At 72.5% G+C, this 14562-nt stretch carries 10 protein-coding genes; 3 read left to right on the forward strand and 7 right to left on the reverse strand.

Annotation, left to right across the window (positions count from 1 at the left end):
* Positions 1-97 precede the first annotated feature (97 nt).
* On the forward strand, positions 98-277 hold the full coding sequence (locus tag ABEA34_RS14150) for a DUF3073 domain-containing protein (protein WP_345521977.1): 180 nt from the start codon (positions 98-100) through the stop codon (positions 275-277).
* A 123-nt stretch (positions 278-400) separates the two neighbouring features.
* Here the strand turns inward: ABEA34_RS14150 and ABEA34_RS14155 are convergent, their stop codons facing one another.
* The 3 genes from ABEA34_RS14155 to ABEA34_RS14165 form a co-directional block, all read right to left on the reverse strand.
* Positions 401-1477: a Glu/Leu/Phe/Val family dehydrogenase gene (locus ABEA34_RS14155; protein ID WP_345521979.1), complete on the reverse strand. Its 1077-nt coding sequence runs from the start codon at positions 1475-1477 to the stop codon at positions 401-403.
* Positions 1478-1577: 100 nt separating this feature from the next.
* On the reverse strand, positions 1578-2792 hold the full coding sequence (locus ABEA34_RS14160) for a hypothetical protein (RefSeq protein WP_345521980.1): 1215 nt from the start codon (positions 2790-2792) through the stop codon (positions 1578-1580).
* Between the two features lie 2 nt (positions 2793-2794).
* Positions 2795-6049, reverse strand: a complete 3255-nt coding sequence (locus tag ABEA34_RS14165; protein ID WP_345521981.1) for a response regulator — start codon at positions 6047-6049, stop codon at positions 2795-2797.
* 111 nt (positions 6050-6160) lie between these two features.
* Between ABEA34_RS14165 and ABEA34_RS14170 the strand changes: the two genes are divergently transcribed.
* Positions 6161-8434 (forward strand): DUF6351 family protein, encoded by a 2274-nt coding sequence (locus ABEA34_RS14170; protein ID WP_345521982.1) that lies wholly within the window; start codon positions 6161-6163, stop codon positions 8432-8434.
* On the opposite strand, the gene ABEA34_RS14175 is transcribed toward ABEA34_RS14170, so the two are convergent.
* Positions 8400-10331: an ATP-binding protein gene (locus ABEA34_RS14175; protein WP_345521983.1), complete on the reverse strand. Its 1932-nt coding sequence runs from the start codon at positions 10329-10331 to the stop codon at positions 8400-8402. The two genes, ABEA34_RS14170 and ABEA34_RS14175, sit on opposite strands and share 35 nt — an antisense overlap.
* Before the next feature lie 4 nt (positions 10332-10335).
* Positions 10336-12639: an eCIS core domain-containing protein gene (locus tag ABEA34_RS14180; protein ID WP_345521984.1), complete on the reverse strand. Its 2304-nt coding sequence runs from the start codon at positions 12637-12639 to the stop codon at positions 10336-10338.
* Between the two features lie 112 nt (positions 12640-12751).
* On the opposite strand from ABEA34_RS14180, the gene ABEA34_RS14185 reads away from it, so the two are divergent.
* Positions 12752-13135: a hypothetical protein gene (locus tag ABEA34_RS14185; RefSeq protein ID WP_345521985.1), complete on the forward strand. Its 384-nt coding sequence runs from the start codon at positions 12752-12754 to the stop codon at positions 13133-13135.
* A 26-nt stretch (positions 13136-13161) separates the two neighbouring features.
* On the opposite strand, the gene ABEA34_RS14190 is transcribed toward ABEA34_RS14185, so the two are convergent.
* Complete coding sequence (locus ABEA34_RS14190) at positions 13162-13731, reverse strand: TetR/AcrR family transcriptional regulator (protein ID WP_345521986.1); 570 nt, start codon at positions 13729-13731, stop codon at positions 13162-13164.
* On the reverse strand, positions 13724-14560 hold the full coding sequence (locus ABEA34_RS14195; protein ID WP_345521987.1) for an alpha/beta fold hydrolase: 837 nt from the start codon (positions 14558-14560) through the stop codon (positions 13724-13726). Before ABEA34_RS14195 ends, ABEA34_RS14190 begins: the two co-directional genes overlap by 8 nt.
* Between the last annotated feature and the right edge of the window lie 2 nt (positions 14561-14562).

Here is a 14562-nt window from a genome sequence, read left to right on the forward strand (position 1 = left end):
ACAGCCGGGCAACAGGTAGCGTTGGGGTCACGAGAACTCTTTGAGACCAGCCCGGGTGCCACTGTGCCCCGGCCGAGCGTGCGAGGGGGCTGACCCTATGGGGCGCGGCCGAGCGAAAGCCAAGCAGACGAAGGTCGCTCGCGACCTGAAGTACCAGACTCACGAGACGGACTTCGGTGCACTCGCCAGTGAGCTCCACGGCTCCAAGGGCGAGGACGAGCTTCCTCCCGAAGAGCTCGAGAAGTGGTCGGACTACACCGACTCTCGGCGCGACTGAGCCTCGTCACACCCGTCACAGGATTCACCGGCTGACCGCCGACCCCCGCACGACCCGCCGCAGCGTCGCGGCGTGTCGCGAGGGTTTCAGCGGCCGACCGGTGAAACCCTCGCGCCGAGCAGCTCAGCGCTGAGGCACGTACATCCCCCGCAGGCGCCCGACCTCGCGCATCCGCCGCTCGGCGAGCCGGTCGGCGGCGATGGCGGGCGGTACGTCGTCCGACGCGGCGAGCTCGAGCACGCGCAGGGTGGTGTCGAAGATGCCGGTCGCGCGCTGCTGGGCGCGCTCGAACGAGAAGCCCTCGAGCTCGTCGGCGACCTGGATCAGGCCGCCGGCGTTGACGCAGTAGTCGGGCGCGTAGAGGATGCCGCGCTCCTCGAGCGCCTTCTCGACGCCCGGGTGGGCGAGCTGGTTGTTGGCCGCGCCGCACACGATCCGCGCGGTGAGCACCTCCACGACCTCGTCGGTGATGGCGTCGCCCATCGCGCAGGGCGCGTAGACGTCGAGCTGCGAGGCGACGAGCTCGGCCTCGGAGGCCACCACCCGCGCGGTCGGGTGCTCGTCGCGGATCCGGTCGAGGGCCGGGGCGTAGACGTCGGTCACGACGACGTCCGCGCCGTCCTCGACCAGGTGCCGCACCAGGTGCCGGCCGACCTTGCCGACACCGGCGACGCCGACCGTGCGGCCGGCGAGCGAGGTGGAGCCCCACGCGACCTGGGCGGCCGCGCGCATGCCCTGGAAGACGCCGTACGCCGTGAGCACGGAGCTGTCGCCCGCGCCACCGTGGGCGACCGTGCGGCCGGTGACGAAGGAGCACTCGCGGGCGATGTCGTCCATGTCCGCGGAGAAGGTGCCGACGTCGCACGCCGTGTAGTAGCGGCCGCCGAGCGCCTGGACGTGCCGGCCGTAGGCACGCAGCAGCGGCTCGGACTTCAGGCTGGCCGGGTCGCCGATGATCACGGCCTTGCCGCCGCCGAGGTCGAGCCCGGCGAGCGCGGCCTTGTAGGACATGCCGCGCGAGAGGTTGAGCACGTCGCGCAGGGCGTCGGCCGTCGAGGCGTAGGGGTGGAAGCGGGTGCCGCCGAGGGCGGGGCCGAGGGCGGTCGAGTGGACGGCGATGATCGCCTTGAGACCGGTGGCCGGGTCGTTGGCGAAGACGACCTGCTCGTGCTCGGAACCGAGATCGAAGACGTCGGACATGTGTGGTCCTGCTTTCTGGTGTCGGCCACGGGGTGGTGTGGCGCGGTGACGGTGAGGAGCGCGCAGGGGTGGCGCGTGCTCTGGGTCACACGGTAGACCGCTACGCGGGTCGCAGGAAAACGACGTCGCCGTGCGTCCCGTAGCCGCAGATGCGGCCGCCGTACGGCGTGCCGTCGAAGGCCACCATCAGCCAGGAGTCCCCGTCGGGCACGAGCGTCGGCCACGGGATGTTGGAGAGGTACGGCGCGGCGAGGGTGCCGGTCGGACGCAGGGCGAGGTCGAAGACGGGGTAGGTCCGGGCGCGCTTGTCGCTGGCGAGCACCTGCCACGCGCCGTCGAGGTGCAGCAGCGTCGTGCCCTCGGTCTCGGCGAGGCCGGTGGCGGCGCCGCGGAGCGTCAGCGCGTCGAGGGTGGGACCGGCGGCCAGCGCGGGGTGGAAGCGGAAGTACTTGCGTGCGCTGACGAAGCCGACGAGCCAGCCGTCCTCGGTCCGCACCAGGTGCGGGTCCCACACGCCGACCGAGCGCAGGCCGTCGACGGGGAGCGGCAGCGGCTCGGTGTCGAGCAGGTGGGTGCCGCTGAGCAGGTCGGCGGTCGTCCGCGCCAGGGTGACCCCCACGGTCGGTCGCCGCCGGTCGAAGTCGCCCCAGGTGCTGGTCGCGACCAGCCACGCGTCGCCGTCGCGGAGGACGTGCGTCGCGTGGTCGCCGTACGCCCCGGGTCGGTCGGGCCGCCGGAAGAAGAGGTCCGAGAGGTGGGTGAGACCCAGCGTCGACGGGTCGAGCTCCCACAGCGAGGTGTGCGCCGTGTCGAAGAAGCCCGGCCCGGCGCTGGTCGCGGACAGCACGACCCGGCCGTCCGGAGCGCCGGTGACGAGCCGGACGTCGCGCAGCCCGAGCTGGCCGAACCGTCCTGCGGTCGGCGCATCGCTGCCGAGCCGCGCCAGCCAGCTCTCGTCGTGGGTGTCGATCCGATGCTCCAGGTCGACCCGGGCCCGTGCCGTCCACACGCCGTCGTGACGGGTCAGCGCGGTGACGTGCGTCCCCGTCAGCGCCAGGCCGACCTCGTCGACCGGACCGTCCGGCCGGGCGTCCCGCCGCGAGCGGTGCCGCGTGGTCCGCCCTCCGGTGGTGACCTCGAGCCAGACCGCGCCCGCGTCGTACGCCGCCACCAGTCGGTCACCGCCCGACGCCAGCTCGAGCGAGCCCGGGCCGGTGACGGCGGCGTACGGCGCGACGACCTCGTCGAGCGCGGAGCCGGGTACGACGAGGTCGACCGGCCGGCGGCGGGCCACCTCGGTGAAGCGGGGTAGCACCGTCAGTGGTCCTTGGCCGTCGCCTGCTGGAGCGCGGAGACGGCGACGAGGACCTCGGCGCTGAGCTCGTCGAGCATCGGCTGGGCTCCGTCCGTCCGGCCCGCGATGCCGAGCGCCTCCAGCCGGGCGGCGGCGGTCGCCACCCGGGGCAGGCCGAGGTTGAGGGCGCTGCCCTTAAGCTGGTGGGCGGAGGTCAGCAGGGAGTTGGCGTTGTCGCCGTCGACCGCGGCCCGGATCGCGACCAGCTGGTCACCGACCCGGCCCATGAACGACGCAGCGGTCCGCTCGAAGAACGACGTGCCGTCCTTGACCAGGCCCTCGAGCACCTGTACCCGGTCGGCGTCGAGCACGCCGACCGCACCCGCGCCCGCCGCCGGCGGTGGGGCCGGTGGCGCCGGGGCGGGGGCCGCCTCGGGTGCCGCGACGGCACCCGCGGCCGGGTCGACCGGGTCGGGCAGCTCGGCCCAGGTGTGCAGCGCGCGCTCGACCTCCCGAGCGTTGACGGGCTTGGTGAGGTAGTCGTCCATGCCGGCCTCGAGGCAGCGCTCCCGCTCGCCCTCGAGGGCGGACGCGGTCATCGCGACGATCGGCACCCGCTGCCCCGGGGGCTCCTGAGCCCGGATCCGTCGCGTCGCGTCGAACCCGTCGAGCCGGGGCATCCGGCAGTCCATGAACACCACGGCGTACTCGTGCGGCTGCGCCAGCATCTCCACGGCGGCCACGCCGTCGTCGGCCACGTCCACGACGCAGCCGAGGTTCTCGAGCAGCCCGGTCGCGACCATCTGGTTGACCGGGTTGTCCTCGACGACGAGGACCCGGATCCCGAGCGCGGCGTCCGCACCCGACGTGCGGGCGCGCGCCGCGCCGAGCGGCCGCGGGGCCAGCACCCCGAGGAGCGCGTCGTGGAGCTCGACCTCCCGCACCGGCTTGCTCAGGCTGGTCCGGATGCCCGCGTCCGCGACCTGCTGACGGGGCACCTGCTCCGAGCTGAGCAGCAGCAGGTGCAGGCCGACGAGGTCGCGGTCGCTGCGGATCCGCCTGGCGAGCTCCAAGCCGTCGACGTCCGGCATGCGCAGGTCGAGCAGCGCCAGCTCGAAGGGGTCGCCGAGCTCCACGCCCTCGCGCAGGGCCCGGAGCGCGTCGGCGGCGGAGGGTACGGCGTACGCCCGCATGTGCCAGGCGGACAGTTGGTCCTCGAGGATGAACCGGTTGGTCTCGTTGTCGTCGACCACGAGGATGCGGCGGCCGCGCAGCTGCACGGGCACGTCGAACTGACGCTCGGCCGCGCCGGCGACCCGGTCGAGCCGGACGGTGAAGGAGAAGGTGCTGCCGGTGCCGAGCTCGCTGGTGAGCCACAACTCGCCACCGAGCGCGTCGACGAGCTGACGGGAGATCGCGAGGCCGAGCCCGGTCCCGCCGTGCCGGCGGGTGGTCGACGGGTCGGCCTGGGTGAACGCGTCGAAGAGCCGCTCGCGCGAGGTCGGGTCGATGCCGACACCGGTGTCGGTGACGTCGACGCGCAGGACCACGTCGTGCGTGGTCTGCCGTTCGACGCGCGCCTCGATGGCGACCTCGCCGCTGTCGGTGAACTTCACGGCGTTGGACCCCAGGTTGCTGATCACCTGACCGAGCCGGACGGAGTCGCCGCGTAGCTGGACCGGCACGTCGGGGTGGCAGGCGACGATCAGCTCCAGACCCTTCTCGTGGGCCGGTCCGCTGAGCACCGTGGCGACCTGGTCGAAGACCGCGCGTACGTCGAAGTCCGCGGCCTCGAGCTCGAGCTTGCCGGCCTCGATCTTCGACAGGTCGAGGATGTCGTTGATGATGCCGAGCAGCGTCATGCCGGCGTTCTGGAGATTGGCCGTCAGCCGCCGCTGGTGCTCGTCGAGGTCGGTGCGCAGCAGCAGGTCAGTGAGGCCGATGACGCCGTTCATCGGCGTCCGGATCTCGTGCGACATGGTGGCGAGGAACTCCGACTTGAGCCGGGAGGCCTCCATCGCGTCGTCGCGCGCCTCGGCGAGCTGCGCCGCCGTGCGCTCGCGCCCGGCGACCAGCGCGAGCTGGTGGGAGATCTGGGCCATCAGCTGGTGGGAGTTCTCGTCCGGAGGGAGCTCGTCCGCCATCAGCTCCACCACGGCGATCACCTCGCCCTCGAGCACCACCGGCATCGCGACCAGGCTGTGGGTCTCGGCCATCGCGGACGGGACGCCGATGGTGACCATCGCGGTGCGCCGGGCCTCGGCGGCGAGCTCCGGGTCCGGCGCGACGACGGCCCGGCCGCCGCTCATGTCGAGGACCTCGACCCCTGCGACCTGCCAGTCGTAGAGGAAGCCGCAGACCGCCGACCAGGTGGTGTGCTCGGGCACCCCGGCGCCCGCGATCAGCAGCGCCTCGCGCAGGTTGGTCGACAGGTTGGCGGCGGTCGTCATCTGCTGGAGCAGGAAGAGCCGTCGGGTCGCCTCCTCGGCCTGCTCGTCGGCGGTGTGCAGGTCGGTGATGTCCTGCGCGGTGCCGCTCATCCGGATCACCGTCCCGTCCGCCGACCGCTCGACGACGCCACGCCCGCGCACCCACCGGACCTCGCCGTCGGGGCGCAGCACCCGGTGGTCGAACTCGTACGCGGCGCTGCCCTCCTCGGCCGCCCGCTGGATCACCTGGCCCGCGCGCTCGCGGTCACCGGGGTGCAGCAGCGAGAGGTAGGCCTCGAAGTCCGGCGTCGTGCCGGTCGCGACCCCGAAGATCCGGCACATCTCGTCCGACCACAGCACCCGGTCGCCGGGGACGTCCCACTCCCAGCTGCCGAGGTGGGCGAGCTGCTGAGCGGTCGCGAGCTGCTGCTCGCGCTCGACCAGGGCCTCCAGCAGCTCCTTGCGCTCGGTGTACGGCGTGACGCGGTGCAGCCAGCCGGTCCGGACCCCGTCGTCGTCGAGGACCGGCGCGTAGCTGATGAGTCCCCACACCGCCGTACCGTCGGGGCGGACGAAGTAGGCCTCGATGTTCTCGGCGCCGCTGCCGGTGGCGAGCATCTCGGCGAGGTGGTCGTCGAAGTCGCGCCGACCCTGCTCGTCGAAGAGCTCGTGGACCGAGACCCCCGACATCGCGTCGACCTCGCGCCCGACGATCCGCGCCATCCGCGGGTTCGCCCAGATCGTGACCGCGCGGTCGTCGAAGAGCCACAGGCCGTCCGGGGTGGCGTCGAAGAGTCGCCGGACGAACGCCGGGTCGTCCTCCGGTCGTGCGTCGTCCCCGGGTGCCATGGGTCAATCCTGCCGGACCGGGCAGCACGGTGCGGTCAACATCGGTGCACTGGGACCACCGCGTTGGTCGACGCCCACGTGACGACCGCCACGGTCGGTCGTTGAGGGTGCATGCGCGCCCGTCCCGATCTGGTCATCCTCGCCCTGCTGCTGCCGTTCCTCGTCTCGATCCCGGTGACGGCGACGACCGCGGCGCCGGCACCGGGACGGCTCGCGGTCGAGGTGCTCTCCAACCGCGCCGACCTGATCTCGGGCGGCGACGCGCTGGTCGGGGTGCGGGTGCCGAAGGGCGTCAAGGTGGGCAGCGTCCGGGTGAAGGTCGGCAAGCGCGACGTCACCAAGCGGTTCACGAGGACGACCGGGCGCCGGCTGGTCGGGCTGGTCCGCGGCCTCGACCTCGGCCGCAACGTCGTCCGCGCGACGGCCCTGCGCGCCAAGCCGGGCCGGGCGGTCATCGTCAACCACCCCAACGGCGGCCCCGTGTTCTCCGGTCCCCGGACCAAGCACTACCGCTGCCAGGCGACCGCGCGCGACGCGCGCTGCAACCAGCCGGCGACGTACGACTACCTCTACCGGTCGACCGACCCGCTGCAGTCCGACCTGCAGCCCTACGATCCCCGCAACCCGCCGGCCGACGTCGCGACGACCACCACGGACAAGGGCGTCACGGTGCCGTTCGTCGTCCGCCGTGAGCAGGGCTTCCAGGACCGCGACCGCTACACGATCCTCACCCTCTTCAAGCCGGGCAAGGCGTGGACGGCGGTGGCGCCCCAGCGGCAGTGGAACCACAAGCTGCTCGTCACCCACGGGGGTGGCTGCGGTGCGTCGTACGCACCGGGTGAGCCGCCGCTCGTCGACTACTCCGGCACGCTCGACGGCGTCCCCGGGGTCACGTCGAGCTACCTCACCGCCCTGGGCAAGGGCTTCGCGGTGGTCTCGACGGCCCTCGACAACACCGGGCACAACTGCGACGTCGCGCTCAACGCCGAGTCGGTGATGATGGCCAAGGAGCGGCTGGTCGAGCACTACGGCACGCTGCGCTACACGATCGGCACCGGGTGCTCGGGCGGGTCGATCGCCCAGCACACCGTGGCCAACGCCTACCCCGGCATCTACCAGGGGCTGATCACCACCTGCTCCTACCCGGACACGTTCACGGCCGGCGCGCAGTTCGCCGACTACCACCTGCTCCGCCTCTACTTCGAGGACCCGTCCCGGTGGGCGCCCGGCGTCGCCTGGCTGCCGACCCAGATGGCCCAGGTCGAGGGCCACGCCAGCCACCTCAACGCGGTCGTCGCCGACGAGGGCCTCTTCAAGGCGGCGCTCAACCCCGTCCACGAGTGCGCCGGGACCGTCGCCCCGAAGGCCGGCGACCCCAGCACCCGCTACGACCCCGCGACCAACCCGAGGGGCGTGCGCTGCTCGGTGCTCGACCTGCTGGTCAACCAGCTCGGCCGACGACCCAAGAGCGTGTGGACGCCCCAGGAGAAGGCAGCTGGCCACGGCTTCGGCGGGCTGCCGTTCGCCAACACCGGTGTCCTGTACGGGCTGTCCGCGCTGAAGGCGGGCACGATCACCCCCGCCCAGTTCGTCGACCTCAACGCCAAGGTCGGTGGCCTCGACGTCGACTCCCAGCCGACCGCGGCCCGCATCGCCGGCGACCCGGCCTCGATCGCCAACGCCTACCGCACCGGGCTCATCGACGAGGCCAACCACCTCGACGAGGTGGCGATGATCAACCACGGCGGGCCCGACCCCGGCCTCGCGCACGACTACGCGCACGCGTTCTGGACCGAGGAGCGGCTGCAGGCCGACCAGGGACACACCGACAACCGCGTGATGTGGTTCGGGCCGACCCCGCTGATCGGCGACGTCAGCTGGGCCACCGAGGCGCTGACGAAGATGGACTCCTGGCTGAGCGCGGTCGAGAAGGACGGCTCCCGCAAGGCGCTCGCGCGCAAGGTCGTCGACGACAGGCCCGCCGACGTGACCGACCGCTGCGTCGTCGACGCCGCCGCCCAGGTCTGCAGCGTCGAGCAGCTCCAGGCGCTCCAGACCCGGCTGTCGACGCCGCGCCAGGAGGCGGGCGGCCCGAAGGCCAACGACACCGTCGCCTGCCGGCTGCAGCCGCTGGACCGTGCCGACTTCGACTTCATGCTCGTGCCGTTCACGGACGAGGAGTGGGCGACGCTGCAGTCGATCTACCCCGGTGGCGTCTGCGACTGGTCGCGGCCCGGGATCGGGCAGGGACCGGCACAGACCTGGCTGCGGTACGACGCCCGCGGCGGCGGCCCGGCGTACGGCGGCCGCAACCTGCCCGCCGTACCCGCTCGCTCAGCGACCGGGGTCGTCAGCCCGGTGTGGGCGCCGATGCTGCGGAAGTGAGGGCGGCGACCTCGTCGCCCCACCGGCCGAGCTGTCCGGCGGAGACCCGCTGACGGAGCTTGGTGAACTCCTCGACGACCGCGGCGAGCACCTCGACCATGCCGATGCGGCGGTCCCGCCCGGCGGCCAGGAAGGCCGCGGTGAGCGCCGCGTTGCGGATCGACCCGCCGCTCAGCTCGAACGTCCCGGCGACGTGCTCGAGGTCCAGGTCCCCGCGCGGCGCGTCGGCCAGGCACCGGTCCCAGATCCGGGCCCGGTCCGCGGCGTTCGGGATCGGGAACTGCACGGTGGTGTGGATCCGGCGCAGGAAGGCGTCGTCGATGTTGCCTTGGAAGTTGGACGTCAGCACCACGAAGCCGTCGTACGTCTCGAGCCGCTGGAGGAGGTAGGACACCTCCATGTTGGCGTAGCGGTCGCGGGCGTCCGTGACGGCCGACCTGCTGCCGAAGAGCGAGTCCGCCTCGTCGAAGAGCAGGAGGTAGTTGCCGGCGTGTGCCGCGGAGAAGATCTCCTCGAGGTTCTTCTCGGTCTCGCCGATGTACTTGCTCACCAGCGCCGACAGGTCGACCCGGAAGAGGTCGACGCCGAGCTCGCCGGCGATCACCTCCGCGCTCGTGGTCTTGCCCGTGCCGGACGCGCCGGAGAAGAGCGCCACCACTCCGGGTGAGGGGTAGAGCGGCAGGTGCCACTCGTCGTGCACCCGGTCACGGAGCCGGTAGCGGTCGACCAGCGTGCGCAGCTGGCGCTCCTGCGCTGCCGGGAGGATGAGGTCCGACCAGCTCGCCCGCGGTTCGACCCGGCGGGCGTGCTGCAGCAGGGAGCCGGACGCCAGCCGGCGCAGCGCCCGGACCGGGTCGGGCAGGTCCTCGGCCACGACCTCGAGCGAGCGGAGCTGCCCGGCGCTCGGGCGTCGCGACGGCAGCGGAGCGTCGCCGAAGACGGCGCCCCACTCCTCAGCGTTCACGTCCGGGCCGTCCGCGGTGACCTCGGACCACCGCTGGTGCGAGAGCGAGTCGAGCGAGACCGGGTCGGACGCGCAGACCGCGACCGGCAGGTGGGTGGCGCGGTCGAGCCACCGTCGCGTGACGGGGCCGAGCGGCTCGGGCCGGTCCTCCGAGCGGGCCGGCAGGTCGAGGATCAGGCCGGCCCCGACGACGGTGGCCTGCGCGACCAGGGTCTCCCAGCCGCGCTCGTCGTACGGCGGGGTCACGACGAGGAAGGCCGTCCCCGCGGTCGCCCGGGTCGCGGCCTGGATCCGGCGCACCCGGTCGGATCCACTCGTCAACAGCCGGTGGGCGCCGTCGGACTCGTCGTCGGGGCCGAGGGCTACCTCCAGGTCGGTCGGCAGCTCGGGGTCGAAGGAGAGGTCGCCGAGCAGTGCCCACGCGACCCGGCGGGCGAGCTGCACCGTCGTCCCGCCCAGCGGCCCGGTCCCCGACAGGCGCACCAGGGCAGCCCGCCTCAGGGGGGCGTCGTCGGCGACCGCGGCGGCAGCGCCGTCGCCGAGCATCGCGCGCAGCGCCCCGACGGTGAGTGCCCGGCGCTCGGGCTCGCGGCCGGCCGCGCCGACCAGCTGTCCCACCTCCTCGTCCAGCTCGGCGGCCGCGCAGAGGGCGAGCACGGTGGCGTCCAGCTCACCGAGCCCGGCGTACCCCGCGATCCGGCCGAAGGTCGTGTCCTGGTCCAGCTCGGCGAGGAGGTCCTTGCGGGCCTCGTCCAGCAGCGGCTCGAACGCGGCGACCACGTCCGCACGGCTCGGGCCGAGCCGCTCGGGGCGCCCGGCGAGGCGGGCGCGCTCGTCGTCGGTCAGGAGTCCGTCGGGTTCGCCGCGCAGACCGGCGGTGAGGGCGCCTCTCTCGGCGATCAGGCGACCGATGCGCTCCCAGGCTGCGGCCACCCCGCTATCCCTGGCCGCCGGCTGCGGCCAGCTTCTTCTGGAGCGGGCCCGCGTTGGCGGTGAGTGCCTTCCTGACCTGGTCCCGGACCTTGGTCGTCAGCGCCGAGAAGCTCTTGCCGTCTCCCGCCTCCTGCAGCTCGACGATGATCGCCGACATGTCGAGCCCGCCGACGACCTCGCGGACGAAGGCCTCGGCCACCCGGTCGACCACCGTCGTCGGCAGGTGGTTGTCGAAGATGTAGGCGGCGATCACGGCCACGGCCGGCGAGTTGGAGTTGCCGCCCCAGAAGTTGCCGACGTCGAGCGCGGCGACCATCAGCCTGTTCAGCTCGCGGTCGGACAGGTCCGGTCCGTCCGGCACCTCGTCGCGAAGAGCCCGGCGCATCGCGGCGTCGCACTCGACGTCGAGCGCGATCCGGCGGTTCTCGCGCGCGGACTCGTGGTACGTCTTCTGGCCGTGGCGCGACTTGTCGTACTTCGGTCCGCGCTGGGCCGTCGTCTCGTCCCACTTCTCCTGCAGCTTGCCGTCCTTCTCGGCCTGCTTCACGGCCTTCTGCACCTCGGTGAAGCGCGCCACCGTCGCCTCGATCTCGGACTTGGACAGCAGGCCGGTCAGGGCACCGCGGATGTCGGCCGGGGTGATGAGCAGGATCTTCGAGCCCATCTCCTTGTCGATGTACTCGGGGAGCCCCTTGTAGTTCATGGCGCCCTTGTACGCCGTGCTCTGCATGTTGCTGCCGAAGGCCATGTCCAGGTCGATGCCGGTGACGCCGGTGACGTTGCCCTTGCCGTCGTCCTGGATGAAGTAGTTGCCCATGTGGCGGTCGAGCTGGCCACAGATCGCGTCGAGGAGCTGCAGCTTGTTGAGGCCGCGCTGCAGGACCGGGTCGTCGAGACCGAGCGAGTCACCCGACTTCTCGTCGCCCTTCGCGTGGTACTTCACGTCCACAGCCTTCGTGCCCTTGGCGCTCTCGAGCACCGTGCCCAGGACGCTCTTGCCGTCGCCGTTCTTGTGGACGGCGAACTCGGCGCGCGCCGTGACGCCGGCGTTGAAGAGCTGGTCGAGCCGGTAGAGAGCGACCGAGCGAGCGCCGTAGTTGGGGTCGATCTGCTTGATGCCGACCTCGATCTCGTGCCCTTCGGACTTGGCGTTGAAGCCCTTGTCCTCCTTGAAGAAGCCCGTCATCGCCCCGGACTCGGTCTGGTAGTGCAGCTCGGAGACCTGGTTGACCTGACCGCCGTCGGTCCGTCCGGTGCCGCCCACCTGCTTCGTCGACAGGCCGAGGCTGGAGAGCCAGCCCTGGCTGTCCTTGGAGCTCAGCAGGCTGACCTCGTTGCCGACGCGGGGCTCGAGGAGGGCGACGGCCTGACGTCGGGGCGCCTTGGTGCGCACGTCCTCGGACTGGTTCTCCTCGATGTCCTTGTTGCTGCCGGTGAACCGGGACTTCTCGAACTTGTCGTCCTGCTTGTCGCTGTCGTTGGCCTTGCGCCAGTCCTTCACGGCCGACTGGACCTTGGTCAGGATCTTGAGCATCCCGGGCTTGGCCTTCATCAGCTTGATCGGGTCCGGGTTCTTCCCGCCGGCGAGGAGCTTCTCCTCCTCCGCCTCGTAGGCACGCGTCCCGGCGACGATCTTGTCCCAGTTGGTGAGCATCCCGACCATCTTGCGCAGCTTGCCGCTGGTCGGCCCGCCGCCCTGGCTCTCGAGGGCCTCGGCCGTGCCGCGGAGCTTGCGCCGTGCGGCGCCGCCGTCCTGCACGGTGTGGGCGAGCTCGTGCGCGAGCGTGTGCCTGCCCTCGGCCGAGGCAGGGTCGTACTGACCCTTCGCGAAGAAGATGTCGCGGCCGGTCGTGAACGCGCGCGCCGACATCTGGCCGCTCAGCTGGTCGGCCCGGGTGTCGGTGTGGATGCGGACGTCGCCGAGGCTGTGGCCGAACCCGGCCTCCATCTCGCGGCGTACGCCGGCGTCGAGCGCCGACCCCCCGCCGCGCGCCGACTCGATCGCGCTCGACGACGCATCGTCGAGGGCACCGCCGGCCGCTCCGATCGTCCCCGGCGACCCGGGTGCCCGGCGTACGGCGGGCTCGTGGTCGTCGTGCACGTGGGGCGTGCCGAGCCGCGCGAGCACCTGCTCGGCGACGGCGTCCGCCTCGTGCTCGGCGCGGTCGTCCGCGGACCCGACCTCCAGGGCCCGCCGCGCGGTGGGCGCCTCGACCTGGTCGGGGGCCGCGACCGCACGGTCGGCACCCTCGACGATGGAGCGCATCGCCCGGGCGGGCGTGCGGGGGGCGAAGCCGGCTCGGGACATGAGAACCTCCGCGGGGTGTGAGCAGGAATCACGCTAGCGAGCCGCGGCGCGTCGTACTCCCCAATTGGGTGAAGTCTTGACGTCCGGGGGTGGGAGCGGGGAACGTCCCTCCATGGAGCGCGTGCCCCACGAGAACGTCGCCACCGTGCTGGTGGATCCCGTCGTGCTGCGCGAGCTCGAGGTGCACCTGATGACCCTCGACCTGCGGCTGTGGCCGATCGCGACCGCGCCGATCTGCCCGGACGGCCCGCGCCGGGCCTTCCAGGTCCGCAACCGGATGCTGATGGCGCGCCGCGGCGCGTGGGACGACGCCGCTACCTGGACGCCGGCCTGGGTCTCCTTCGGCGACAGCTGGTACGACGGCGACGAGCCGCTGCCGTGGGTCGCCCACCAGACGCTCTACCGGACCCTCGAGCAGTACGACGGGCGTGTGCGCTACCGGCCCGGGCTGGGCGGCGTGCCGCGGCTCGCCGTACCCCGGGAGCGCAGCGCCTGACGCTCCGCCGCGAGGCTCGGAGCTCGTCACGCCTGCAGGGCCCGCAGGCCGTGGTCGACGAAGTCGACGATCCAGGTGAAGCTGTCGTCGACAGGGGCGTCGACCTGGAAGCTGCCGGCGAGCTCGAGGGTCCCGAATCCGTGCAGCATGCTGCGGAGCATCCGCAGGGCGTGGATCTCCTGCTCAGGGGGCAGCTGGTACCCGTGCAGCATGGCGGCCCACGACGCCATGACCCGTTCGCTGGCAGGCAGCAGCGGGTCGTCGGGCCCGAGCAGCTGGGCGGCGTTGCCCGCGGCATAGCGACCCGGATGCTCGCGCACGAAGGTCCGCATCGCGTGGGCGCCGGCGACCAGGGCGTCCCTGCCGGCCCGACCCTGGGTGGCGTCCCGGATGGCGTCGGTGACCTCGCCCATGGCGAGGACCGCGATGGCATGGGCCAGGTCGGCCTGACCGGCGACGTGCTTGTACAGGGAGGGGGTCTTCACCCCGAGCCGCTCCGCGAGCAGGCCCATGCTGAGCTGGTCGAACCCGATCTCGTCGACCAGCGCGGCTCCGGCCTCGGTGACGGAGGCGCGCGTCAGCCCGGATCTAGGCATCGGCAAGGGTCCTGGCGAGGAACGGCAGCGCCAGTGCGAGGACCTCGTCCGGGGTCTGGGCATGGGGGTAGTGGCCGGCGCCGTCGATGACCGCCAGCTCACCGAGACCGGCGGGCAGGTCCGCGATGATCCTCTCGCCCTCGGCCCGCGGGTCGGCCCAGTCGGGGTCGAGGGTGCCCTCGACGACGAGGACGGGGCACGTGACGTTCGCGAGGTGGGCGCCGGCATCGGTCGGCTTGGTCGTGCACATGGCCTGCAGGGCCTCCATCCGGCCGGGCTCGCTGAGGTGCTGCTCGATGCGCGTCAGCTCGGTCGACCAGTCGGTGGGCTTGGTCGGGTAGGCGACGTCGAGGTACTTCTTCCAGTTTGCCAGGCGTCCTCGGACGATGACCATCGCCATCTGGACGTACCCGGCCCGGAAGCGCTTGACCCGGATCAGGCCGCCCAGGTCGACGGACTGCTTGCGGGTGAAGGGGGCGAGCTCGATGACGCCGCTGATGACGTCGGGCGCAGTGGCGGCAGCGATGGTGGCGGCGCCGCCGCTGATCGACTGACCGATGATGACGGCCGGGCCGCCCAGGTGACGCACCAGCGCGACCAGGTCGCCGGCGATGTCGGTGCGGCTGTAGCCGTCCCACCCGAGGCTCGACTCCCCGCAGCCGCGGAGGTCCACGTTCGCGACCCGGTAGCCGGCGGCGACCAGGGCGGGTGCGACGAAGCGGTACGAGTGGCGACTGTCGCCGATGCCGTGCGCGAGGACGACCAGCGGTCCCTCCCCGGTCAGGTCGTAGGCGATGGTGTTGCCGGCGATGTCCAGGTGCTCGGTCATGG

The organism is Nocardioides conyzicola (genome assembly GCF_039543825.1).
Classification (GTDB): Bacteria; Actinomycetota; Actinomycetes; order Propionibacteriales; family Nocardioidaceae; genus Nocardioides; species Nocardioides conyzicola.

What these genes read in the sequence shown, in the direction of transcription:
- ABEA34_RS14170 (WP_345521982.1), top strand. Translation starts at nt 6,161, where the DNA reads ATGCGCGCCCGTCCCGATCTGGTCATCCTCGCCCTGCTGCTGCCGTTC.
- ABEA34_RS14195 (WP_345521987.1), bottom strand. Translation starts at nt 14,560, where the DNA reads ATGACCGAGCACCTGGACATCGCCGGCAACACCATCGCCTACGACCTG.
- ABEA34_RS14155 (WP_345521979.1), bottom strand. Translation starts at nt 1,477, where the DNA reads ATGTCCGACGTCTTCGATCTCGGTTCCGAGCACGAGCAGGTCGTCTTC.
- ABEA34_RS14150 (WP_345521977.1), top strand. Translation starts at nt 98, where the DNA reads ATGGGGCGCGGCCGAGCGAAAGCCAAGCAGACGAAGGTCGCTCGCGAC.
- ABEA34_RS14190 (WP_345521986.1), bottom strand. Translation starts at nt 13,731, where the DNA reads ATGCCTAGATCCGGGCTGACGCGCGCCTCCGTCACCGAGGCCGGAGCC.
- ABEA34_RS14180 (WP_345521984.1), bottom strand. Translation starts at nt 12,639, where the DNA reads ATGTCCCGAGCCGGCTTCGCCCCCCGCACGCCCGCCCGGGCGATGCGC.
- ABEA34_RS14165 (WP_345521981.1), bottom strand. Translation starts at nt 6,049, where the DNA reads ATGGCACCCGGGGACGACGCACGACCGGAGGACGACCCGGCGTTCGTC.
- ABEA34_RS14185 (WP_345521985.1), top strand. Translation starts at nt 12,752, where the DNA reads ATGGAGCGCGTGCCCCACGAGAACGTCGCCACCGTGCTGGTGGATCCC.